We start from the raw sequence: 23,403 nt of genomic DNA, 5'->3' as shown, positions 1-23,403 counted from the left end.
GAGCCTCGATAAAACGGGGCTTTTTTTATTACGTTAATACACACAACTTACAACAACACACAAAAAAACAAAAACAATGAGCGACGCGTTAAAACACGAATGTGGTATAGCTTTAGTAAGATTACTAAAACCGCTTGAATATTATAAAGAAAAATACGGAACTGCTTTTTACGGAATCCAGAAAATGTATTTAATGATGGAAAAACAGCACAACCGCGGACAAGACGGAGCTGGTTTTGCAAGCATTAAATTTGACGTTGATCCAGGACAGCGTTACATTAGCCGAGTTCGTTCTAATCATGCACAGCCAATTCAGGACGTTTTTAAACAAATTAACGAACGCATTAGCGAAGAATTGAAAGAGCATCCAGAATTGGGTGACAATATGAAAGAACTAAAAGCAAATATCCCTTATGTTGGAGAATTGTTTTTAGGTCACGTTCGTTACGGAACTTTTGGAAAAAACAGCATCGAAAGTGTTCACCCATTTTTACGTCAAAGTAACTGGATGCACCGTAACTTGATTTTGGCAGGAAACTTTAATATGACGAATGTTAAAGAACTTTTCGAAAATCTAGTTGAATTAGGACAGCACCCAAAAGAAATGGCTGATACTGTTACTGTAATGGAAAAAATTGGTCACTTCTTAGATAAAGAAGTAATGCAATTGTACCAAGACTGCAAAACTGAAGGTTATTCTAAAAGAGATGCTTCTCCAGTAATTGCAGAGCGTTTGGATATTGCTAAAATTTTAGCTCGTTCTGCTAAAAATTTAGATGGAGGTTATGCTATGGCTGGATTATTAGGCCACGGTGATGCTTTTGTTTTTAGAGATCCAGCAGGAATTCGCCCAGCGTACTTTTATCAAGATGACGAAGTGGTTGTAGTAGCTTCTGAAAGACCAGTTATTCAAACTGTATTTAACGTTCCTTTTGAAAGTGTTCAGGAAATTGATCCAGGAAATGCTTTGATTATCAAGAAAAATGGTAAAGTGAGCATGAACCAGATCTTGGAACCAACCGTTAAAAAAGCTTGTTCTTTTGAAAGAATTTATTTCTCTAGAGGAAGTGATGCTGAAATCTATCAAGAGCGTAAAGATTTAGGTAAATTAATTTTACCAGCCGTTCTTAAAGCAATTGATAGCGATACAGATAACACTGTTTTCTCTTATATTCCAAACACAGCAGAAACTTCATTTTATGGTTTAGTAGAAGCCGCTCAGGATTTCTTAAACCAGAGAAAAAACAATTATATTCTAGAAAATAGAAATACATTAACTGCTGAAACGCTTCAGGAGCTTTTATCTGTAAAAATACGTACAGAGAAAGTAGCCATAAAAGATGCTAAACTTAGAACTTTTATTACTGAAGATAGCAGCCGTGACGATTTAGTTGCTCACGTGTACGATGTTACGTATGGTGTAATCAAGCCAGAAGATAATTTGGTAATTATTGACGACAGTATTGTTCGTGGTACTACATTAAAAATGAGTATCATTAAAATGATGGATCGTTTGAAACCAAAACGTATCGTAATTGTTTCTTCTGCACCGCAAATTCGTTATCCAGACTGTTACGGAATCGATATGGCAAAACTAGAAGGTCTAGTTGCTTTTAGAGCAGCGCTTGCTTTATTAAAAGAAAGAAACCTATACCATATTGTAGATGAAGTTTATGCTAAATGTAAAGCACAAGAAAATTTCCTTGATAAGGATGTTGTGAATTATGTAACTGCAATTTACGATCAGTTTACAGATGAAGAAATTTCAGATAAAATTGCAGAAATGTTAAGCTCACCAGAAATCAATGCTGAAGTAAAAATCATCTTCCAAACTGTAGATGATTTACATAAAGCATGTCCTAAAAATTTAGGCGACTGGTATTTTACTGGAGACTACCCAACTCCTGGTGGAAATAGAGTTGTAAATCGTGCATTTATGAATTTTTACGAAGGAAAAGACGCTAGAGCTTATTAATAAAATACTAACAAAAGGTTAAATTGTGCATTTCATCGGTTTTTTTTGCCGTTCATCCTATTTCTTTGGTGAAATTGAAAAGCTATGATACTTTTGGAATACCATAACATTAGTAGGTTAAGTTTATGGTAGATTTGGGGCAAAAAGGGTGGAAGAAATTCCACCTTTTTTATTGGAATAAACTCAAATAATTTATAAACAGCCGATTATATCTCTTAATCGGATTTACTTACCTTTCATCTAAAATTTTTTCTTCACAAAAATAACTGTCCTACATTTACTATACCATAACATTAGTAGGTTAGTTTATGGTAAATTTGGGGCAAAAAAGGCGGAGTAATATCCGCCTTTTTTATTTTCACAACTTAAATTATTGAAAAACAATTAGTTATATGGTTTTCATCGAGTATAATTGCCTTTCATCTAAAAAATTTTCATTATAAAAATGTCTGCCATACATTTACTGAACCATAACATTAGTAGGTTAGTTTATGGTAGATTTGGGGCAAAAAAGGCGGAGTAACATCCGCCTTTTTTATTGCAATAAATCTATAAATTTTCCAAAATAGCCCATATAGGTTTTTAATCGGATATTGTTGCCTTTCATCTATAAAGTTTCATTCAAAAATATATCTGAGCTACCTTTACAAGACCATAACATTAGTAGGTTAAGTTTATGGTAGATTTGGGGCAAAAAAGGTGGAAGTGATTCCACCTTTTTTATTTTATTTTTTTTAGAGAATAGATAAAAGAAAATAGAACAAAGACTTAAACTTAAAACTTATAAATAAAAAAAAGACGAACAGCTTTCGCCATTCGTCTTTCTTCTATTTTCTTTACTCTATTTTCTTATTTGTCTAAAGCAAATCTTCTAGCAACTTCTGTCCAGTTAATTACACTGAAGAAAGCTTCAATATAATCTGGTCTTCTGTTTTGGTAGTTTAAGTAGTAAGCGTGCTCCCAAACGTCCATTCCTAAGATTGGAGTTCCACCATTACCAGCAACTTCTGGCATTAATGGATTATCTTGATTTGGAGTACCTACAACTTCTAATTTTCCACCTTTTTGCACTGTCAACCAAGCCCATCCTGAACCGAATTGTGTAGCTCCAGCTTTAGCAAATTTTGCTTTAAATTCTTCGAATGATCCGAAAGAAGCTTCAATTGCAGCTAATAAATCACCTGTCGGCAATCCTCCTCCGTTTGGAGACATAACTGTCCAGAACAAATTGTGGTTGTAGAAACCTCCACCATTGTTACGAACTGCAGCGTTAGATTTATCTAAGTTGATTAAGATATTTTCGATTGTTTTTCCTTCTAAATCTGTTCCAGCGATTGCTGCGTTAAGATTTGTAGTGTATGCATTGTGGTGCTTTGTATGATGGATTTCCATTGTACGTGCATCAATATGTGGTTCTAATGCATCGTATGCATAAGGTAATTGTGGTAATTCAAAAGCCATGGTAAAATGATTTTATGGTTTATAATAATTTATTCCAAATTTAAACATTTAACTTTGGAATTGAAAATACTATTTCGTTATAATTGAATTTAATTAACTGATAATTTACATTTTTATCACATAAACAACTGAAAATCTTTATTTTCCATTAAAAGTCGTCATTGTATTTTCTAAACCTGCAGTTCCAAAAGTTCTAATTATCTCCGCAGAAATTTCGTAGCGTTCTGGTAGTTTTGCTTCTTCTTCTGCAGTCCATTCTCCTAAAACATAATCTACCTGCTGGCCTTTTTTAAACTGGTCGCTAATACCAAATCTATAACGGGTATAGTTTTGGGTATTTAAAACCAGATTGATGTTTTTAAGTCCGTTATGACCGCCATCACTTCCTTTTGGCTTGATTCTGATGGTTCCAAAAGAAAGGTTTAAATCGTCTGTAATAACTAATATATTTTCAAGAGGAATATTTTCTTTATCCATCCAGTATTTTACTGCTTTTCCGCTTAAGTTCATATAAGTATTAGGCTTTAAAAGAAAAAAAGTTCTCCCTTTAAATTTATATTCCGCCAACGAACCTAATTTTACGGTTTCAAACGAAAGACCTTCTTTTTTGGCTAAGAAATCAAGTATTTTAAATCCAATGTTATGTCTGGTGTTTACGTATTCGGCTCCGATATTTCCTAATCCGACGATTAAATATTTCTTCATATTACCTGTGTTCTCTTCTTTGGGTGTTGATGAAAACAGTTTTGTTATCCATTTTATCATTTAGCAAAAATAAGGTTAATTGGGGAATTAGGAAATGTGTTAATTAGATAATTTGTCAATTAGATAATTTCCTGTTAGCTGTGTTTTTTTAACCGCAAAGTTTGTGAAGGATTTACGCGAAGAACGCGAAGAATTGTCGCGCAATTTTTTTTTTCGTTTTGAGTCAAAGCCTTAGCTCAAAGCTTGACAATCTAACATGAAATACTTTGCGTGGCTTCGACTCCGCTCAGCTTGACAAAAGATTGAAACAAGATTTTTTTTCAAACCTCATTCCAACTTATAAAAACGATATTTCTCGCTAGCCCTGACAGGAGCGATATCCTTTTTCTGGTCTCGTTTTTTTTGACGAGACCAGGAAAAGATTTAGCGGATGGCAGGAATGTTACTTCTGATGAAAACGGAGGTTTGTGCTTCTAAAAAATAATTAGATAATTAGGGGAATGTAGCAATTAGATAATTTGGAATACGTGAATTACTGTGTTGGGCTTCGACTCCGCTCAGCCTGACAAAAAAATACGATTTTTCAAACTTAGAAGCTCAGTACCTTAGAAACTTAGAAGCTTAAAAAAAAAGCCCCAATCGTAAGATTGAGGCTTTTGTATAGTTTGAAAAAAAATTATTTTTTCTTTCCTTTTGCAGGAGCTTTTGCAGCTTTTGCAGCTTCTTGAGCAGCTTTCATAGCAGCACGAGAGATTCTTACTTGAGCTACAACTGTGTTGTCTGGGTGCATAATTTTGTACTCTGGTTTTCCAACTTTAGTAACGTATAATTTGTTACCCATTTCAAGTGGAGTGATGTCAGCTTCAACAAAATCAGGAAGATTTGCTGGAATAGCTTTAACTTTCAATTTACGTTGGTTTAAACGTAAAACACCTCCCGCAAGAACACCTTTAGATGTACCAACGATTTTTACAGGAACTTCCATAGTGATTTCTTTGTCATCAAATAATTGGAAGAAGTCAATGTGTAAAATTTTGTCAGATACTGGGTGAACTTGGATATCTTGCAAAATTGCATTGAATGATTTTCCTTTTCCAAGTTCGATCACAACTGTGTGAGCGTTTGGAGTGTAAACCAAGTTTTTGAATGCAGTAACGTCTGCTGAGAAATGTACTGCTTGGTTTCCTCCGTATAAAACGCAAGGTACCTGTCCAGCATTACGTAAGGCTTTAGTTGACACTTTGCCCACGCTTTCTCTTTCTGATCCTTTAATTGTAATCGATTTCATTGTAAAAAAATATAGTTATTAAATAAATATTCTTATTTGTTGTAAGCTTTAAGCAATAAGCTTTAGGCTTTTTCAAAATGCATAACGATGCTTACAGCCTAAGGCTTAAAGCTTACTGCTTTTACATAATGAATTTTCCACTGATGGAATTGTTATGGTGAACCATTTGCATTACCTCAGCAAATAGAGGCGCGCAGCTTACCACTTTTATTTTCTTTGATTCTCTCTTTAACGGAATAGAATCTGTTACGATTAATTCTGTTAGTTTTGAGTTTTCAATTTTTTCGTACGCACCACCAGATAAAATAGCGTGTGTACAAATTGCTCTTACGCTTAGCGCTCCTTTTTCGATCATTAGGTCGGCAGCTTTCGCTAAAGTTCCTCCTGTATCGATCATGTCGTCTACTAAGATTACGTTACGTCCTTTTACTTCACCAATTAGCTCCATAGTGTCGATAACGTTGGCTGCTTTTCTTTGTTTGTAACAGATTACTACATCTGATTCTAAAAACTTAGAGTAAGCATATGCTCTTTTTGAACCTCCCATATCTGGAGATGCAATTGTTAGATTTTCTAAATTTAAACTTTCTACGTATGGTAAAAAGATTGTAGATGCAAATAAATGATCTACTGGTTTTTCAAAGAATCCTTGAATCTGGTCTGCATGCAAATCCATTGTCATGATTCTTGTTGCTCCTGCAGCTGTTAATAGGTTTGCTACTAACTTTGCTCCAATCGGAACTCTTGGTTTGTCTTTTCTATCTTGTCTTGCCCAACCAAAATAAGGCATAACCGCTGTAATATGTCTTGCTGATGCACGTTTTGCCGCATCAATCATTAACAACAATTCCATCAGATTATCTGCACTTGGAAAAGTTGAACATACGATGAATACTCGCAATCCTCTTATTGACTCTTCGTAAGATGGCTGAAATTCTCCATCGCTATACGTTGACATCGTTACTTTTCCTAACGGAATCCCGTAGTCTTTTGCAATTTTTTCTGCAAGATAAACACTTTGTGAACAAGCAAAAATTTTAGCTTCTGGTTCTAGGTGCGACATTATATGTGTTGTTTTATTCCGTTACATTTAATAAAATTTTACTTTATCATTTCTGCAAAGCTCGATACGCTTAAATGTCTCGGATGTAGTTAGTTGTGTGTGCTTCGTTTTAACGAGCTGCAAATTTATAAAATTAATCGAACACTGAAAGTAAAATTTTGAGATTTTTTATTAGAATTTTTAATTTTATTTTTTACATTTGCACCGTGTTAAAGGAATGGGCACAGAAATGAATTCATTCTATTGCGTTAAAATAATCACTTTAGATTGTTTTTTCGTCTGCTAAGCCCGGATGGCGGAATTGGTAGACGCGCTGGTCTCAAACACCTGTGGGAAACCGTGCCGGTTCGACTCCGGCTCCGGGTACAAAACCTCTTCTTAACGGAAGAGGTTTTTTTGTTTTATAGATTTTCCTATAATTTAAATTTTTCAGGATTTTGATATGTATTCCAAAATCTTAAAAGCTCAATATTATCATTATCTACAATTGTATAGTACAATGTAATTTGCTTTGTAACGGGAATCTGAAAAACATTTTTATAATTTGAAGATTTAAAAATCACGTTTTGCCTTGTCAGTAACTCAATGAGAGTATCTGTTTTATCTATAAAATTATAAACATCTTGCAAAGTCCATTCTCTTTCTAAATATTCAATATTTTGCCAATAATCATTTTTTGCAGTATTTGTCCAAATTACTCTTATCATAGATTATCTATTGAATAAATGTGGAAAACGTTTTTTAGTTTCATCCATGACATCTTGATGAGATTGAACCCTTCCTTTTGCCACATCTTCCAAAGCTTCATCGATTGCAACTTTTTGGGCATTACTCAACAAAGAATCATCATTTTCTTCATCTAATGGAATCACAACAAATGAACGACCTTTCCCTCTGTGAATTATTAATTTTTCAGACTCTGCTATATCCAAATATTTTTTAATATTTCCTCTAAATTCTGTTACGCTAACTGTTTTCATAATTACCAATTTTTACAAATGTACGCTTTTCTGTACGTTAAAATTAAAAAACCTCACAACTCGCATTATGCAAAACTGGAAAATTGCACGAATTAGCAATAAAACACAATTGATTTGCTTTTGTATGTAATTCTAAAGCCAACCCTACTTTATCAGAGTTTACAATTGTAACTTTTGGATTTAACCGAACTTCTGTAAAACGACCGCTTCCGTCTGGATTTACTTCTAAAATTCCCTCCGCATTATCAGAATATTCTAAAACTTGAATTCCGTTTTGGGAACAGACATATAAATAAGACATCATGTGGCAAGAAACCAAACTGCTCAACAATAAATCCTCGGGATTGTATAATTCTGGATCGCCTTTGAATGCTTTTGCTGCTGAAACGTCTAAAACCGATTTTCCTTCAATTTTTATTTGATGGGTTTTACTGTAGAATCTTTTTGTTGATTCTGTTTCATTTTTCTTGGAAGTCCAGTTTAATTGGGTTTTGAATAAATGTTTGAATGCCATAACTGATTTTTTTCGCCACGAATTCACGAATTTATGCAAATTGAAATGCATGTAAAAATCTAATTTCACAAATTTCAATTTCACAACTTGGAATTTTTTAGAAAAAATTCGTGAATTCGTGGCTATTAAAACTAAAAAACCTCGAAAGCAATTACTTTAGAGGTTTTAGAAATTAGAATAAATTAACAAATTCCAAAAAATTATTTTCCCCATTTAGTCCAGTCAGAATCTGGTCTTTTAAATGGTTCTGATAAAAATTTATTCACTATTGCATTAAAAAGTTCCGGATTTGAAGCCGGTGCAAAATGCGTTTCTCCAGGCATAATACATAACTGTGCTTTAGGTATGTTTTCGAATATTTCAACCGTATGCTCGTTTCTAATTATATCTCTGTCTCCTGCTATTACAAGAACTTTTGCCTTTATTTTTGATAAGTCTTTTGCTGGAATATTTGGTTGGTTTAGCAAAAGCCCCGCAAGTTGTTTTCCTAAATCCCAATTTTCACTGGTGTCTTTCGCTTTAATCTTCGACTCAAGCATCTCTCTCGTTTTCGAAACATCATTAATCGCCCAAGAATTAACACCGTCTGGTCTCAAATTGGCACCCATTGCCACCATTTTCTTTATTTTGGTTTTTCCTGAAATTCCCATTTGCAAAGCAACAATTCCGCCATCACTCCATCCTACAATGCTGATAGAATCTAATTTTAAATGATTTACTAATCCTTCCCAATCTTTTGTAATTTGAGTATAAGTTAAAGAATCTGTTTTCAACTCCGATTTACCTTGACCTCTGTTATCGGCGATAATAACTCTATATTTTGTTTTAAAATAATCAATCTGATTTCCCATCGATTCAATACTACCGTTATTTCCATGAATCAGCAATAATGGCTCTCCTTTTCCATATTCTTCGTAATAGATTTTAGCACCATTAAGTACAACAAATTTTCCAACGGTTTCATTTTTACCGTATGGGGTATCAAATTTGAAATTCATTTCAATCTGAGCATTTGTTGTTTCAAATACTGAAAAAATTAACAATAACAATAATAGTTTAATCGGTTTTTTCATAAATAAAAAGTTTTTTTTAGGATAGTTATTTTCCAAATATAAGAAAGAACATACAAAATATTATTCTTTTAGAATGTTTTTTTATCTTAATCTTTACCTATAAAAAAACCTCGAAAGCAAATCGCTTTCGAGGTTTTTCAAAGAATTAAATATTGATTTCATAAAGATAATTCTGATCTATAGGGAAAGTTATATTTTCATTAAAAGATCAATAGCCTTTTGCCTTATATTTCTATAAAGATTTGAAAAATTATCCGCAAACAAATAAAGATATAAATCATGCTTTTTAGGCATCCCTAATAAACTCTGAGAATCAGTTTTTAAGGTTGCATAATTAGATTCTGGTTCATATTGTATTTTTTCCAAATAACTTTCAATTTCTATAATTGGATGATGCATTATAATTTTACAATCAAAGAACTCTTTATCATTTTCCATTTCATTTCTAACAGATTGAGCGGTCGGTTTTAAATATGAATATGGATTTATAGCAATCTTATTCCATGATAAAATTACAGATTGAAGCCTATAAGAGTATTTATTGTCATTTGATTTGATACCTTTAATTTCGTCTATACAAAACTGAGCAAGTTCTTCCAACTCATATTTCTTAGCTGTTAAAAGTATATCCGAGAACAATGTTGATAGTTTTTGTTCTCCTTTTGTAAGTTCTTTTAAATAAGATGAAATCAAGTCTTGTAATGAATTTATAGATGATTTTGCTGGTAGTGATTTTAACCAATCATTAATTCTGATTACATCATATGCGGTTGCTTCAGTGTTTGAGGTACCATTTCTATAATATACACTTCCTAACTGAAGTCCTTTTAAAATGCTTACTGAAGGAACAATTGGCATTTCATATTTTACAACGGGAAATTCTAGTACAGCAAATTGTTTATCTTGGTAAGATAATGTGGAAAACAAAAAAACTGGTCTTGGAATTACTTTGTCTTTAATTTTATCTTGAAGAATCGCATCATCAATTGTATAAGATATTCCGTTTAATTCTAGTCCAGATTCAGACTCTCCAATTCCAAAAATTATAAATGACGTTTCAGTTCTAATAGTATTAGAAAAAGCAATTACATCTTTAACAAATTTTGCTGTATTAGATTTATCCTTATCATTTCTAAAATCATAAAAATCCATTTTAAAATCCAATATTGAACTTTCATTTTTTGTTATTAATATCTCAAATTCCTCAACAGTCATTTTATTAAAGTTTTTATAACTAATCAAATATAAAGAATAATTTAACCAATAAAAAAACCTCGAAAGCAAATCACTTTCGAGGTTTTAGAATTACTAAACTAATTAACAGATTTTAAAAATTACTTCTTTACAGAGAATTTAAAAGTCGTTTTCGTTTTATAATTTTCTCCCGGGTTCAAAACCGTTGTTGGGAAGTTTTTCTGATTTGGAGAATCTGGATAATGTTCTGTTTCTAAACATAATCCTGTTCTGTGTGCAAATGTTCCTCCGTTTGGCATTGGCAAAGTTCCGTCAAGGAAATTTCCAGAATAGAACTGAATTCCAGGTTCGTCTGTTGTCATTTCAAGAACTCTTCCGCTTGCTGCGTGGTATACTTTTGCAATGATTGTTTTTCCTTTTTCTGGATTGTTCAATACCCAACAGTGGTCGTAACCTTTTCCTTTTGCTAACTGGTCATTTTTAGCTTCGATATCTTTTCCAATTAATTTTGGTTTTCTAAAATCGAAAGGCGTACCGGCAATATCTTCTAATTTTCCTGTCGGAATTAAAGTTGCGTCTACTGGAACTAATTTATCTGCATTTAAAGTCAATTCGTGATCTAAGATTGTTTTCGTAAAATCTCCTGATAAATTGAAATAAGAATGCTGCGTCAAGTTCACAACCGTTTTCTTGTCTGTTGTAGCTTCATACAAAACTTCTAACTGATTGTCATTTGTTAAAGTGTACGTTACAAAAACCTGAAGATTTCCAGGATAACCTTCTTCCATATCTTTACTTAAATATGACAATTTTAAAACTGCAGTATCACCAGATTTAACCTCATCAGCTTTCCAAACCACGTTGAAATATCCTTGCGGACCACCGTGTAAAGCATTTGGAGCGTTATTAATTGCTAGCTGATATTCTTTTCCGTCAAGCGAAAATTTTCCTTTAGCGATTCTGTTTCCGTATCTTCCTATTAAAGCTCCAAAAAATGGATTCTCTTTTTCGTATTGTGCCAAAGAATTAAAACCGATTACTACATTTTCTGAAACACCTTCTTTATTTGGCACTTTCAAATCTGTAATTCTTCCTCCAAAAGTGATGATATCTACTTCCATCCCATTTTGGTTTTTCAGTTTATAGCTTTCCACCTTTTCACCTTTAGCCGTTGTTCCGTATTCCGATTTTACAATCGTAACCGAAGCTTTTGCATCAGCAGTTTCTGTTTTTTCTGTATCGGCTTTTTTCTCGCCTTTACATTCAACTAATACTATTGCCGTACTCAACAGAGTTAAAATGAAGACACTACGTTTTAATACATTCATAAATGATATTTTTAAATTTTTGTAAAAAGTAAAATATTAGATGTTAAAAGCTAAAAGTAATAAAAAACTTAGAAACTCAGAAGCTTAGAACCTTAGCGGCTTAGATTACAATCCGTGTTGAAACAAATGGAAATAAGCTTCGTTGGCATTGATTTTATCTTTAAACTCTCTTACCGTTGTTCTTTCATCAATAACCAACAATTCGATTCCAGCGATATCTGCGAAATCTTCCATAAATTCTGTTGTAATCGACTGACTGTAAACCGTGTGATGCGCTCCTCCAGCAAGAATCCATGCCGTTGCTGCTACTTCTAAGTTTGGTTTACAATCCCAAAGTACACGTGCAACTGGTAATTTTGGTAATTCCGCCATTGGCTTAACCGCTGTAACTTCGTTCACGATTAAACGGAAACGAGTTCCCATATCTACCAAAGAAACATTGATTGCGTCACCTGCAGGCGAATTGAATACCAAACGAGCCGGATCTTCTTTGCCTCCAATTCCTAATGGATGAACTTCGCAAGAAGGTTTTCCATCCGCAATTGATGGACAGATTTCCAACATGTGCGATCCTAAAACATATGATTTTTGTGGTGTAAAATGGTACGTGTAATCTTCCATGAAAGAAGTTCCGCCTTCTAAACCGATACACATTACTTTTAATGCTCTAACCATTGCAGCCGTTTTCCAGTCTCCTTCTCCACCAAAACCATAACCATCGGCCATTAATCTTTGTGTTGCGATTCCTGGTAATTGTTTCCAAACTCCAAGGTTTTCAAATGTATCTGTAAAAGCTCCGAATCCACCTTCTTCTAAGAAAGCTCTTAAACCTAATTCGATTTTTGCTGCTTCTACTAATGAACTTCTTTGTGCTCCGCCTTCTTTTAAAGAATCGGTTAAATTATAAGAAGACTCATAAACTGCTAATAAATCAGCTAATTGTTTGTCTGTTACTTTTTCAATATGTTTTGTAACGTCTGAAGAATCGTATCCGTTTACCGACATTCCAAAACGAATTTGAGCTTCTACTTTATCACCTTCTGTTACAGCAACTTCACGCATATTATCTCCTATACGAGCTACTTTTAGATTTTGCAATTCGTCCCATCCTAAAACGACTCTTGACCAGATTCCTAATTGTTTTTGAACTCTTTGGTCTTCCCAGTGTCCCACAACCACTTTACGTTTTTTACGCAATCTTGACATGATAAAACCGAATTCACGATCTCCATGAGCCGATTGGTTCAAGTTCATGAAATCCATATCGATGCTTCCCCACGGAATTTCAGCATTGTATTGTGTATGTAAATGACATAATGGTTTTTTAAGAATATTCAATCCGCCAATCCACATTTTTGCAGGAGAGAAAGTATGCATCCAGGCAATAATTCCGATACAGTTTTTAGCAGAGTTTGCAGCCAAACAAACATCTAAAATCTGCGAAGGAGATTTTACTACATCTTTATAAACCACTTTTACTGGAATTGAAGACGAAGCGTCTAATCCTTTTGCAATAATCTGTGAATGTTCTGCTACTTTTCTAAGCGTTTCTTCACCGTATAATTCCTGGCTTCCTACTACAAACCAAACTTCTTTTTGAGATATATCAATCATTTTATTTTTTGTTTCAGGTTTTCTTTGTTTCAAGTTTGCTTCGCCTGTTCGAGCAGAGCTCTCGAGTCAAGTTCGAATCGCAGAAAATCTATGTTCTATATTCTATGTTCTTTTTTCTAAATCTAAAATCTGAATTCAAAAATCTAAAATCACTATTGTCCGTAATACGAGTCTTTTCCGTGTTTACGGTTGTAATGTTTTTTTATTAATGAATCTTTTAATCTTGGTGCATTCGGATTTATTTGTAAAGTCAGATAAGCCATTTCTGCTACAACTTCTAAAACCTTACTGTTATAAACCGCTTTTGCCGCATTTTTCCCCCACGCAAACGGACCGTGATTTCCGATCAAAATCATTTCTACTTCTTCGTACGAAAGATTTTTTTCTTTAAAACAATCCAAAATCTGTATTCCGGTATTGTGCTCGTAGTTTCCTTCAATCAAATGATCTGCCATTGGTGGCGCGCAAGGAATATCTGCTGTTAAATGATCGGCGTGAGTGGTTCCGAAAATCGGAATATCCTGCTGTGACTGCGCCCAAGCAACCGAATATGTTGCGTGTGTATGCGCAACTCCGCCTATATTTGGCCAATGTTTGTACAAATAAGCATGCGTTTTGGTGTCTGAAGACGGACGCATTGTTCCTTCGATAACATTATTATCAAAATCGACAATTACGATATCTTCCGGTTTTAAATCTTCGTAGGGAACACCGCTTGGTTTAATGGCAAAAACACCATTTTTTCTGTCCACAGCGCTCACATTTCCGAAAGTATACACTACAAGATTCAATGCATTCAACTGCATATTTGCCTCGTAGCATTCTTGTTTTAAATCTTTATAAAGAGAACTCATTTTGAGAAATTTTAATTGTTGGATCAGCGAAAGCACTTAATTGTTCGTAAGCTAAAAGCAGTTTGTGGTATGCTTCTACTTTATCTGTTTGAGGGAAATATTCTCCATCAAAATCACTTCCTATTTTCTGGCTTGCTTCGATTACGTTTGGATAAATTCCTGCTGCAACCGCTGCATAAATTGCCGCTCCTAAAGCAGGAGTTTGGTCTGAAGCTGCAATTTTAATTGGCTTGTTTAAAACGTTAGCCAAAGTCTGCATGATAAAAGGAGATTTACGGGCAACACCGCCAATTCCGATAACGCTGTCGATTTTTACACCTTCTTCTTCAAAACGGTCTACGATTTTCTTCGCTCCAAAACAAATTGCGTTTACCAAAGCTTTAAAAATATGTGGTGCTTTTGTTCCTAAAGAAAGGTTTGAAATCGCGCTTTTCACTTCTTGATTGGCATCTGGAGTTCTACGTCCATTAATCCAGTCTAAAGCAATTGGAAGACTTTCTGAAACTGGAATTTTCTCTGCTTCTTTCGTTAATTCAACAATCAATTTATCGCTGAATTCTTCTCTTAATTGTTCTTTTTGAGCATCGTTTAAAACAGAAGATGAACCCAATAAATGTTCTGTCGGCCACATCAATAATTCTTTGTACCAAGCCAATAAATCACCAAAAGCAGATTGTCCCGCTTCCAAACCGATAAATCCCGGAATTACAGATCCGTCCACTTGTCCGCAGATTCCGCGTACGGTTTTTGTTCCTACCTCATCATAAGAACCAACCAGAATATCGCAAGTTGAAGTTCCCATAACACGAACCAAAGTATTCTCTTCGATTTTGGCTCCAACTGCTCCAGAATGCGCGTCGAAAGTTCCAACAGCAATAATGGTTTCTGTTGAAAGTCCTAAACGGTCTGCCCATTCTTTGCTTAATTTTCCAGCTGCTAAATCTGAAGTATAAGTCTCATCGTATAAATTGCCACGAAGCTGCGCTAAATACGGATGTAGTTTTTCTAAGAATTCAGCTGGCGGTAATCCGTTCCAGTCGGTGTGCCACATCGCTTTGTGACCCGCCGCGCAACGGCTTCTTTTGAAGCTTTTTAAATCTTTATCTTCAATTAATAAATACGTCATTAAATCGCAATGCTCCATCCAAGTGTGCGCTGCATTTCGAACCGCTTCGTCTTGTCTTGCAATGTGAAGGATTTTTGCCCAAAACCATTCAGACGAGTAAATTCCTCCAACGTATTTTGTAACGTCTTCTCCGCCCCAGCTTACCGCCAGTTCGTTGATTTCGTTTGCTTCATTGATTGAAGTATGGTCTTTCCATAAAACCATCATCGCATTCGGATTTTCTTCAAATCCTTTTGTCAATGCCAATGGCGTTCCGTCTTTGGTAACTGGAACTGGAGAAGATCCCGTTGTATCTATACAAATTCCTTTTACTAACGAAGGATCAACTTTACTTTCTTTAATAACGGTTTGAATCGTGATTTCCAATCCTTCAATATGATCCAAAGGATGCTGGCGAAACTGATTTATAGAAGCGTCACAATATTGTTTGTTTTTCCATCTTTTATAATGAGAAACATTTGATGCCAGCTCCTGTCCATTTTCTGCGTCAATAAGCACCGCTCGAACAGAATCTGTTCCGTAGTCCAATCCTATTACGTAATTTTTCATTTCTAAATTTAATTGGTTAAATAATTGACAAATATAAAGATTATAATTTTATAAGTGTACAAAAAACACTTAATATGATTTTGCTATTTAATTTTTATAAAAAATGCATCAAAACAAGGCTTTAAGCTTAAAACCAAAGATAAATGTCAACATTACATTTATTCTTTTGCGATTATTTCATCTTAATCTTCAAAACAATTAGAAAACAAGTTGGAAATAGCACTGACTTTATTTTGAATTTTTAATTATATTCAAATATTGGCCTACCGTTTTTATCAAATTTTAATTTCATCATTCTCGCATGACGATTAGGATCGTATAACGGATCTGCAATAATTTCTTTCAACGGTCTTTTATCTGTCGCAGGTACCACTTTTGGATCACCAACAGCTTTTTCATAATCCCTTGCATGATAAATTACTAAAGGTTCTCCGTTTTCATCTACTGTGAAAGAGTTATGCCCTGGTCCATAAATCTTTTTTGCTTCATTGGTTTTTAATACTGGATATCTGGATTTTTTCCAAGAATTTCTGTCTAGTAAATCAGCATTTTCATCTGCTTCCATCATTCCCATACTATAACAAGAACCTGTAGCGCTTGCTGAAAAAGTAATGTAAATTTTGCCATTGTTTTTAAGAAATGCAGGCCCTTCATTTACCCAAAAACCTATGCGTTCCCAATCATAATCTGGAGTCGTTAGCATGAATTGAACTGTTTTTAGTTTTATGGGTGATTCCATTTCGGCTAAATACAAATTAGAAGCAGCGAACTGCCCTCCTGTTTTTTCTGCCCAACAGAAATAGCGTTTATTTTTATGCTCAAACACAGTCCCATCTAGAGAAAAATCGGTAAAGCTTTTTGGATCTGCGTCGGCTGCCTGCATTTGCCCAAGCTCAATCCACTTGTCATGCAAAGGATCCTGACCTGTACACTGCAAAACATAAGGTCTTAATCTCCAAATATCGTCTTCTTGGCTTGCCGCAAAATACACATACCATTTTCCATCCAAATAATGAATTTCTGGAGCCCAAACATGACGGCTCATTGGTCCGCTTTTGTGTTTTTCCCATACTCTAAAAGTTTCCGCATTTTGAAGTTCATCAATAGACTTTGCGCGTCTTAACTCTATAGCGTCGTAGGTTGGTACCGACCCTGTAAAATAGTAATATCCATCTGTATGCTTGTAAATAAAAGGATCTGCTCTTTGCAACACAATAGGTTTGTTAGTCAAAGTTGTTTTTGTAGTCACTTCTTTTTTAGACAGCTCTTTTTCCGCTTTCTTATCTGTACAAGAAGAGATACTTACAAAAACAACGGCTGAAAGTGCCAGATTTTTTAATAGGTTTATTTGCATGTTATATTGGTTTGTTGAATTAAATTTATTTGTGAGGAATTCAGTCTTTAAAATCAATCCAGACTTTCATTTTATTTACGCCTCGGTTTGACCAAGAATAGTATGGAATGGCTTTGAATTTATCAGTTTCAATTACATTCACTCCATTCAATAAATTGGCTTCTTTTCTTACTTGGAAAGTATCGTTGGCGCTGATATTTATTTTATCGAAATTGCTATTATTATCCACTTCTTCAAACGCATAAACAATTGGTCCGTATTCTAAAGAAACTTTGTTTTTGTTGGTTTCAACTTTCGAATTGGTTTCAACTTCCTGAACTTCCATTGGAAAATTAAGCGCAATTTTGTCTCCTTTTTTCCAATTTCTGGTTACGTTGAAATAACCGTTTTCAGGCTGAATTGCTATTATTTCTCCGTTTATCGTAATCGTTGGTTTTTGAGTCGAAGCTTTTTTATACGTATATAAATCGCCTGGTAAAACTTCATTTCTTGCCCAACCCGGAACTCTAAGTTTAATCGTGAATTTACTTTCTTTTTTAGGATTTACTGAAATACCCACTTTTCCGTTCCAAGGATAAGAAGTCTGCTGTGAAATCTGTAAATCGGTTTTTCCTAAAGTGAAAGAAGCGTCGTTTGAAGCATATAAATTCACATATAAATCATTCTTTGTTTTTGAATAAATCAATCCTGGAATTGACGGAATAAAACGAATCAGATTTGTCGGACAGCAAGAACAGTCAAACCAAGCCTGACGTGTGCAAGAACCTCTATTTGACTTATAAACTCCATCAGATTCTAAAGCATTGGGATAGAAAAATTGTTTTCCGTCAAGCGAAATACCCGAAATTAATCCGTTGTACATCGTTCTTTCGATGACATCAAAATATTTCGATTTTCCGTATAAACTATGCAGTCTGTGATTCCAATATACATCGCCGATTGCGGCGCAGGTTTCATTGTAAGCAGTTAGATTTGGCAATTCGTAATTTACGCCAAAAGCTTCACCGTCATGTCTGGAACCGATGCCGCCAGTGATGTACATTTTTTTATTGACCATATTTTCCCATAAATTATTTACGGCATTTTCATAACTTTTATCTTTAGTTAAAGCTACAATATCGGTCATTCCCGCATACATATAAACCGCTCTTACGGCATGCCCAACCACTTCATTTTGCTGAATTACAGGAATATGATCTTGTGCATATTCTCCATATAATTTATGATCGTTTGGATTGCCGCGATTGTCCAAATAGTATTTTGCCAGTTTCAAATAATCTTCTTTACCCGTAATCTGATACAATTTCAACAAACCCGTTTCGACAATTTGATGTCCTGGAACACCTCTTATCTGATCTGGTTTTTCTCCAAAAGTCTTTACTAGCAAATCGGCATTTTTGATGGCGATGTCCAAGAAATTTCTTTTTCCTGTTGCTTCATAATGTACAATAGCCGCTTCGATTAAATGTCCTGCATTGTAGCATTCGTGGCTAATTTGTAAAGATTCCCAACGCTTTCCTTCTATAACCGGAACCCAAGTGGCTGGCGGTTTTGCAGGATTTATAGTTCTCCAAGTCGTTAAATAACCGTCTTTTTCCTGACCGATTTTTACAATGGCAATTAAAGAATCTAGAACTTTTTCCAATTTCGGATTTGGTGCTGAAATCAAAGTATTTGATGCGCCTTCGATAATTTTGTAAACATCGGTATCATCAAAAGGCATTTCTCCGCGAACGGTTCCTGTTTTTTGTTTTCCAGCAATTAAAAAATTCTCAAAACGGCCTTCTTCATTACATTTCTGAATGGCATATTCTATTGTAATTTCTTGCACTCTTTTGATTATTGGCAACCAAAAAGAATCGGTTAATTTTACATTTTGAATGTTAACGGGTTCAATTTCGTAACCTGCTTTTAAGGCTGAAGTTTTACTAGATTGTACCACATCGTTTTTGGTTTCTTTACAGGAAACTAGAGCCAGAAGCGAGATGAAAATCGTTAAAATTGGTAAGTTGTATTTCTTCATTGTATTGTTTTATACTGACTTATTCTGTGTAATTATTTTTTAAACACATAGAATCATAGTTTTTCTTTGTCTGTAAAAGGCATTTCATTTTATAGAAAAAACATAGCTATGTGTTTAAATTTTATTTCCCGCAGATTGAGCTGATTTATTTTAATCTTTTTAATCCTGTTCAACGGATTAAAATCCGTTGCTACAATATGTTTCGTTCCTACGGAACTTCTTTTTATTTTAAAATCGGCCATAAATCGGCGTCCCATTGCATTTCTTTGACTACTAATTTTGGTGTTCCGTTGGTTTTCTTTTCGTAAGCATGGTAAAACATATAATCTTTTCCGTCGAAAGTGTAGGCGCTGTTATGGCCTACGCCAAAGTAATTTTCATCGCCTTGAACAACTAAACTTCCTCCGCCTTGATCGAGCTGTTTTCCTTCTTTATCCAAATAAGGTCCGGTCACGTTTTTTGATCTTCCAACGACTACTTTATAAGTGCTTTTTTCTCCGCGACAGCATAAATCCCAAGAAAGAAATTGATAGTAATAACCATTTTTCTTGAAAATAAATGGAGCTTCGAGCGCGCCGTCACCTGGATCTGAATCAGCTAACTCAAAACTTCTTTTTCGTTTCGAAATCGTATGCCATTCCTGCGGTTCTGCAATTGATTTTAAATCTGGATTTAGTTTTACTAATTTCAATCCTTCCCAAAAAGAACCGAATGAAAGCCAAGGCGTGTTGTTTTCATCAAAAACCAAATTCGGATCTATGGCATTCCACATATCGCGATTTGGATGTGAATGAATCACAATTCCCTGATCGATCCATTTGTAATTTTTATCTTTTGGGTCTAATGTTATATTTGTCGCGACACCAATTGCCGACGTATTTTTCGCGAAAGCGGAAACCGAATAATACAGATAATATTGATTGTTATGGAATGAAATATCTGGTGCCCAAATATGGTTTTTAAAATCGGCTGCAACGCCATCTGCCCAAACGGGTTTCTCTTTGAAAACCTGTTGTTCTTTGTTCCAATTTTTTAAATCTTTCGAACTAAAAACACTTATTCCGTTACCTGTGCAATACAAATAATAAGTGTCTTTTTGTTTGATGACAACGGGATCATGAACGACAATATCCTGCGCAAACGAAGCTGAAGTTATCAGCAACATTAGAGTTGTAATTGCCTGTTTTATGTTTTTGTAAACCATATAAGTGATGTAAGTTTTTTTAGTTTTCCTGCAAGGTTTTCAAAACCTTGTAGGTATATGAAATTCTCATTTTTGTCATCCTGACGAAGGAAGGATCTCTGTTAGTAGCTCGACAAAGATTGACGATTCTCTATATGGAGTTACTTGCGGAGATCCCTCGTTCCTCGGGATGACAAGATTGTGGTTACTTTTCTAATTAAGAACATTTAAGTTTTAAAAACTGAAATTTGAAATGGCCTTCGACTCCGCTCAGGCTGACAACCTTACTGAATTCCCTCAGATGTCATGACCACACGTTTCATCGTTCCGTCTTTGTTGTAAAATAATTTATCAACGCAGACTGACCTTCTAAAACTTCCTCCATGTGGCTGTGATGCTCCGTTGTGATAAATGAAATACGATTGTCCTTTAAAATCAATTATCGATTGATGGTTCGTATTGCAGTTTCCAGCTAATTCGTTTAGAATTCCTTTAAACTCCCAAGGTCCAGTAATGGATTTGCTCATCGCGTAGGCAATTTTCTCTGGAAATTCATAGGCGTACGACAGATAATACCAGCCCTTATGTTTGTGAATCCATGGTGCTTCAGTGAAATTTGGCAGTTTTATGTGATGAATTTCTCCGTCGATTTCCGTCATATTTTCTTTTAATTTGGCATAATGGCAAGCGGTATTTCCCCAAAATAAATAAGCTTGTCCGTCATCATCGATATAAACTGTCGGATCGATATCGTCCCAGCTTATATCGCTAAATTTGGTCATATCGTTAGTGATTAAAGCTTTTCCCAATGCATCTTTAAAAGGTCCAAGCGGATTGTCTGCAACGGCAACCCCAATCGATTTTCCTGGAATAGTACCGTGTTCAACCGTTACGTACCAATAAAATTTTCCGTTTCTTTCTATTACCTGCGAAGCCCAAGCGTCACTTTTCGCCCATTTAAAATCGGTTACTTTTAAAGGCACTGGATGCGATTCCCATTTTTTCATATCAGAAGAAGAATACACCAGCCATTCGTTCATTTTATAAAAATTGAAATCGTTTGGCGCTTCGTCGTGACCCGCATACAAATACACTTTGTCTTTATAAACCAATGCCGCTGGATCTCCTGTATATTTATCGGTGATAACGGGATTGTTTGTTTTTACCGATTGCGCAGTGGCTATCGATAAGAACAAAATGGACAGGCTTGTAAATAGGTTTTTCATTATTGCTTTTATTTTTTTTCGCCACGAATTCCCGAATTTTACCAAATTATAATTCGGGAAATTTGCGGTTATTTTTATTACACAAATTTTTAGTCATTTTAATTCGTGAATTCGTGGCTTATTTTTTTGTTTCACGCAGATTTTACAGATTAGAGCAGATTTATTTGATTTTTTTCTACCTGCTAAAATGGTTCTCTCGCAGATTCTGCCGATTTATTTTTAAGCTCTTATACCTTTGGAATTTGGGATTTAAAAAAATTGGAATTTTTAGTTCACTTTCTTACCCCAAACCGCTAATCCTGCGCTGTTGATTCCGGTGTAGGTTAAAGTCACTTTTCTGGTGGCCGATTCCCAATCCCAGGCATCGACTACGTTGCATTTTACTCCGTTTATGGTGGCGATTTTTTTAGCTGCATCGTATGACCAAGTTCCTGTTACGTCTCCGCTTACTTTTTTATCAGCTGTTAGAAAAATCGTAACTGCTTTCTGCATGGTTTTGTATTGGTAATTCATCGTGATTTGTTCCCAAGTTCCTACCAGATTTCCTTCTGCGAAAGTCGTTGTTGGCACTCCCGCATAACGTTCTGGCTCAATAACTGGCCAGCCATCTTCTGTCCATTGAATGCCGTGAACATGACCCATCATGACCGCATTTGAAACTGCGATTCCAGCAACACCTTCAGGCAAACGCGCTTGAGAAGCATAAAACCATTGTTTAGTTGTAGGATTTTGAAAAACAGCACAATGCGCAAATCCAACCCAGCCTGTATGATTTTTAAATTGATACGGATGTGTTACTAACGGAAAACATTCTGCTCCGTTGGTAATACTCATTCCTGTATTAGTCACATAAGGCCCAAGAATGCTTTTTGATCTTGCAACACGTGTATTGTACGCCACCGATAATTCGTCATAAGCCAAAAACAAATAGTAATATTGGGTATCTGGATTATAGATAATTTCTGGACCTTCAAGCGCCTGCCAACGGTTTGTGTTTACATTTCCGCGGCCTGCAATTCGAACTCCGTAATCGTCAATTGTTTTTAATTTGTCTGGTTTTCCTGTTGTTGGATTTAGTTTTAAAGCTGCAATTCCAGAATGCCAAGAACCGTAAATTAAATACTGTTCTCCTTCGGGAGTTTCGATAAAACTCGGATCGATGGCATTGAATTTAAAATAAGCATCCCAATCGTTTCCTCCATTTCTAACATAACTTTTTACACCGTCAGGTTCAGAACAAACTACCATTCCTTTGTCTGTCCAATTATTAGATGCCAAATCATCTGTTTCGGCTAAGCCAATAAAAGCGCGCTCTGACCAAGACGTATTGGTGTCTGTTCCGACAATTGGATTTGTAACTACAATGCTGTAGTACATTCTAAATTTATTCCCCACTTTTCGAACACACGGCGCCCAATACCCGTAATTCGGATTTTCGATTGGAGGAAGCGCCGGATTCATTCTCGCTCTTTTATTATTCAACGAATCTTTTACCCAAGCCGGAGCTGTGGTCATAGAAGATCCCATAAATTCCCAATTGATTAAATCTTTTGATCTTCTGTAGAAAAAATGTCCGTTTCCTTCATGCGCATTTCCGTATGAAGCATCGGTCTGATACATATAATAGTACTCTCCCGATTTTTCAACTGAAGGATCATGAACGTTGGCTAAATTCCATTGCGATCTGCTTGCCCAGCTTGCAAATGCCGTATAATTGTCAGCATACGTTGGCCCGTTAAATGTTGGCGTAACCACTGGAGGATTCACTACAGGATCTGGATCTGGCGTCTCTGTCGCAGGATCGTCTTTGGAACAGCTTACCGCAATAAGCGCCACAAAAAAGAGTCCGATGTACGAAACTGTTTGGAGAATGAAATTGGATTTTTTCATCTT

At 35.1% G+C, this 23,403-nt stretch carries 19 protein-coding genes and 1 tRNA gene; 2 read left to right on the top strand and 18 right to left on the bottom strand.

Annotated elements, in window-relative coordinates; genetic code table 11:
* The first annotated feature begins 76 nt into the window (after positions 1–76).
* Positions 77–1,975: an amidophosphoribosyltransferase gene (locus AC3E9W_RS03025; RefSeq protein ID WP_488766797.1), complete on the top strand. Its 1,899-nt coding sequence runs from the start codon at positions 77–79 to the stop codon at positions 1,973–1,975.
* Between the two features lie 849 nt (positions 1,976–2,824).
* On the opposite strand, the gene AC3E9W_RS03020 is transcribed toward AC3E9W_RS03025, so the two are convergent.
* From AC3E9W_RS03020 to AC3E9W_RS03005, 4 genes are all read right to left on the bottom strand, one after another.
* A complete protein-coding gene (locus AC3E9W_RS03020) occupies positions 2,825–3,436 on the bottom strand; it encodes a superoxide dismutase (protein ID WP_095930681.1) in 612 nt (203 codons plus the stop codon).
* A 138-nt stretch (positions 3,437–3,574) separates the two neighbouring features.
* Entirely contained in the window at positions 3,575–4,201 is a 627-nt protein-coding gene (gene pth / locus AC3E9W_RS03015; protein ID WP_488766794.1) for an aminoacyl-tRNA hydrolase, read from the bottom strand.
* 616 nt (positions 4,202–4,817) lie between these two features.
* Entirely contained in the window at positions 4,818–5,429 is a 612-nt protein-coding gene (locus tag AC3E9W_RS03010; protein WP_306154212.1) for a 50S ribosomal protein L25/general stress protein Ctc, read from the bottom strand.
* A gap of 121 nt (positions 5,430–5,550) precedes the next feature.
* Positions 5,551–6,492: a ribose-phosphate pyrophosphokinase gene (locus tag AC3E9W_RS03005; protein ID WP_008465976.1), complete on the bottom strand. Its 942-nt coding sequence runs from the start codon at positions 6,490–6,492 to the stop codon at positions 5,551–5,553.
* A 286-nt stretch (positions 6,493–6,778) separates the two neighbouring features.
* Between AC3E9W_RS03005 and AC3E9W_RS03000 the strand changes: the two genes are divergently transcribed.
* A tRNA-Leu gene (locus AC3E9W_RS03000) sits at positions 6,779–6,858 on the top strand.
* Positions 6,859–6,905: 47 nt separating this feature from the next.
* On the opposite strand, the gene AC3E9W_RS02995 is transcribed toward AC3E9W_RS03000, so the two are convergent.
* From AC3E9W_RS02995 to AC3E9W_RS02930, 14 genes are all read right to left on the bottom strand, one after another.
* On the bottom strand, positions 6,906–7,199 hold the full coding sequence (locus AC3E9W_RS02995; protein WP_488766791.1) for a type II toxin-antitoxin system RelE/ParE family toxin: 294 nt from the start codon (positions 7,197–7,199) through the stop codon (positions 6,906–6,908).
* Between the two features lie 3 nt (positions 7,200–7,202).
* On the bottom strand, positions 7,203–7,472 hold the full coding sequence (locus AC3E9W_RS02990; RefSeq protein ID WP_488766789.1) for a type II toxin-antitoxin system Phd/YefM family antitoxin: 270 nt from the start codon (positions 7,470–7,472) through the stop codon (positions 7,203–7,205).
* A gap of 43 nt (positions 7,473–7,515) precedes the next feature.
* Complete coding sequence (locus tag AC3E9W_RS02985) at positions 7,516–7,986, bottom strand: OsmC family protein (RefSeq protein ID WP_488766787.1); 471 nt, start codon at positions 7,984–7,986, stop codon at positions 7,516–7,518.
* 200 nt (positions 7,987–8,186) lie between these two features.
* Positions 8,187–9,059: an alpha/beta fold hydrolase gene (locus tag AC3E9W_RS02980; RefSeq protein WP_488766785.1), complete on the bottom strand. Its 873-nt coding sequence runs from the start codon at positions 9,057–9,059 to the stop codon at positions 8,187–8,189.
* Between the two features lie 189 nt (positions 9,060–9,248).
* Positions 9,249–10,274 (bottom strand): AlbA family DNA-binding domain-containing protein, encoded by a 1,026-nt coding sequence (locus AC3E9W_RS02975; protein ID WP_488766783.1) that lies wholly within the window; start codon positions 10,272–10,274, stop codon positions 9,249–9,251.
* A gap of 119 nt (positions 10,275–10,393) precedes the next feature.
* Entirely contained in the window at positions 10,394–11,581 is a 1,188-nt protein-coding gene (locus tag AC3E9W_RS02970) for an aldose epimerase family protein (protein ID WP_488766781.1), read from the bottom strand.
* A gap of 105 nt (positions 11,582–11,686) precedes the next feature.
* A complete protein-coding gene (araA, locus tag AC3E9W_RS02965) occupies positions 11,687–13,195 on the bottom strand; it encodes an L-arabinose isomerase (RefSeq protein ID WP_488766779.1) in 1,509 nt (502 codons plus the stop codon).
* Positions 13,196–13,347: 152 nt separating this feature from the next.
* A complete protein-coding gene (locus AC3E9W_RS02960) occupies positions 13,348–14,049 on the bottom strand; it encodes an L-ribulose-5-phosphate 4-epimerase (protein ID WP_111284502.1) in 702 nt (233 codons plus the stop codon).
* The gene (locus tag AC3E9W_RS02955) at positions 14,033–15,724 is read right to left on the bottom strand and encodes a ribulokinase (RefSeq protein WP_488766777.1); all 1,692 of its coding nucleotides are present in this window, start codon (positions 15,722–15,724) and stop codon (positions 14,033–14,035) included. The genes AC3E9W_RS02960 and AC3E9W_RS02955 overlap by 17 nt, the downstream gene beginning before the upstream one ends.
* 241 nt (positions 15,725–15,965) lie before the next feature.
* Entirely contained in the window at positions 15,966–17,078 is a 1,113-nt protein-coding gene (locus AC3E9W_RS02950) for a glycoside hydrolase family 43 protein (protein ID WP_488766775.1), read from the bottom strand.
* A gap of 40 nt (positions 17,079–17,118) precedes the next feature.
* Positions 17,119–19,101: a glycoside hydrolase family 127 protein gene (locus AC3E9W_RS02945; RefSeq protein ID WP_488766773.1), complete on the bottom strand. Its 1,983-nt coding sequence runs from the start codon at positions 19,099–19,101 to the stop codon at positions 17,119–17,121.
* A gap of 223 nt (positions 19,102–19,324) precedes the next feature.
* Entirely contained in the window at positions 19,325–20,305 is a 981-nt protein-coding gene (locus AC3E9W_RS02940) for an arabinan endo-1,5-alpha-L-arabinosidase (protein WP_488766771.1), read from the bottom strand.
* Between the two features lie 263 nt (positions 20,306–20,568).
* A complete protein-coding gene (locus tag AC3E9W_RS02935; protein ID WP_488766769.1) occupies positions 20,569–21,510 on the bottom strand; it encodes a glycoside hydrolase family 43 protein in 942 nt (313 codons plus the stop codon).
* Positions 21,511–21,777: 267 nt separating this feature from the next.
* A complete protein-coding gene (locus tag AC3E9W_RS02930; protein WP_488766767.1) occupies positions 21,778–23,400 on the bottom strand; it encodes an arabinan endo-1,5-alpha-L-arabinosidase in 1,623 nt (540 codons plus the stop codon).
* Positions 23,401–23,403 lie beyond the last annotated feature (3 nt).

The organism is Flavobacterium sp. 38 (genome assembly GCF_057799715.1).
The sequence above is the reverse complement of the archived record's forward strand: the minus strand, read 5'-3'. Positions and strand labels throughout refer to the sequence as shown.